Raw genomic sequence first — 1,919 nt, 5'->3', positions numbered from 1 at the left:
CTGTCTTTGACACTTTGATTTTATAAGTAATTGTAGATAATAATTTTATTATTTTAGGTTTGTACATTTTGTCACTACAGGTGATTTTTAGATTAAAATTTCAACTCATCAGGGGTGGAAAGATTTTTAGGCGGTGGGATTCTAAGTGCTCTTAATATATGACTACCCAAACTGCCAAATTTAGTTTTAAGCAGATAAGTCTGACCCTTAGATTCAAATCTTGCAAAATTCATAGAGTTAATTGTACTTCTTACATCTCTCGATGATGCTTTTATATCAGCCGTTCTAAGCTTATGTTCCAATGTCCTCTCAAGTAAAAATGCTAAAAAGCAAACTACAAAGTGCCCTTTAATACGCTTCTCCGTCCAATGAAATATCGGACGTACCTCTAATTTACTCTTCATTATTCTAAAAGATTCTTCTATCTTCCACAAATTGTGATATGCATCTATTACATCTATCTCAGATAAATTCGTTTCACTTGTCTGTATACCATAATATCCATCAAAGCGCTCATCCTTCTCAATCGCAGCCTCATCAAGTTTATAACATTTTTCTTTGTTTGAGGATTCTTCCTTTAAAAACTTCTTGCCACCTCTCTTAAAAGAGGATTTTATCAATGATTCATTTTCAAGCAAATGATTAGCCTTGTCTATAAGTCTTTGCCTGTCTGCTTTATCCTTCTTACTCCTTTTAGAAGAATATGTTACTATTAACTTCTCATCCAAAACAGCTACAGAACCATTACCCAAAGAAACTTTATTCTTGTAATCTATACTCTTATATTTAAAAATATCCTCTTCATCCGATTTTATAAAATTGTAACCTTCATCCATAAATATCTCGGATTGAATATCTGATGGCAAACTCTTTAGTCTGCTTGCAACTATATAATCAAATCCATTATCTTTTATCAGCTTTAAATTAATCTTACTGTTTAAGCCCCTATCTGCAACTATTATAACTTTATTTAAATTAAATCGTTCATTTAATTTAAATAATGCCTTCTCAAGGGTCTTACCCTCAAAAGTATTCCCAGGAAATAGTTCATAACCAATAGGACGACCTTCCATATCAACAAGTAAACCAAATACAATCTGTACCTCATTAAACTTACCATCTTTACTAAAGCCAAATTCTCTTAAACTATCTGACCTGACACTCTCAAAATAAAAGGTCGTTACATCATAAAAAACTATATCTACTTTTAAATTAAATACGCTAAAATTTTTATAAAATAATTTATCCTCTAAAAGCTCCTTATGTTCTGACAATATATCAAGACTTCTATAAAAATGTTGAAGCTCTACTGTAGGAATATTATAATATCTGTCCTGATTTGCATAAACCCCAAGCTTACTCTTAGGCTCTAATAAGTGCTCTATTACCATACGGAAACAACTCGATTTTAAATCAAACTTAGCTTTACCGTTTTTCTGTATATCATCAAGTGTCTTATCCAACTCAAACATCTTCCAGAGCTTTTCATATATCTTATAGCCCCAGTTCAGTACATCAGCATCAGATATATCTTCAAACTCAGGTTTAGTAGATTCAGAAATCTCTTCTCTTATTTTATCTATTACAGTCGCAAAAGATGGGTCTTTTTTTAGGATATCTAATCTGCCTAAATTAAATAGTACTTTATGTCTTGGGACACCATTGTCGTCTCTATATGATTCTACAACTTGCAGGTAAGTATATTGTTTAGAGCGAGTTTTTTTCAAGTACATGGCTATATATACTACAAAAGTAGTAAATATGTCAAGAAAAAAATGCATAAAAACATCAATATAAAACATATTATCTATCAATAAGTTGCCACTACAAAATATGGAGCACAGAAATTAACACCCCTGTATTTACTGGCTTCTTGCCACTTTTATTGGAAAATTTTCAAGTGAAAGTGTCAAAGTCAG

At 31.3% G+C, this 1,919-nt stretch carries 1 protein-coding gene; it reads right to left on the bottom strand.

Going from position 1 to position 1,919, the window contains the following annotated elements; all coding sequences use genetic code 11:
• Positions 1-92: 92 nt before the first annotated feature.
• Positions 93-1,733, bottom strand: a complete 1,641-nt coding sequence (locus tag LF845_RS11640; RefSeq protein WP_242821183.1) for an IS1634 family transposase — start codon at positions 1,731-1,733, stop codon at positions 93-95.
• Positions 1,734-1,919: the final 186 nt, after the last annotated feature.

The organism is Deferrivibrio essentukiensis (assembly GCF_020480685.1).
GTDB classification, from domain to species: Bacteria; Chrysiogenota; Deferribacteres; order Deferribacterales; family Deferrivibrionaceae; genus Deferrivibrio; species Deferrivibrio essentukiensis.
This window is presented reverse-complemented; position numbering and strand designations above follow the sequence as displayed.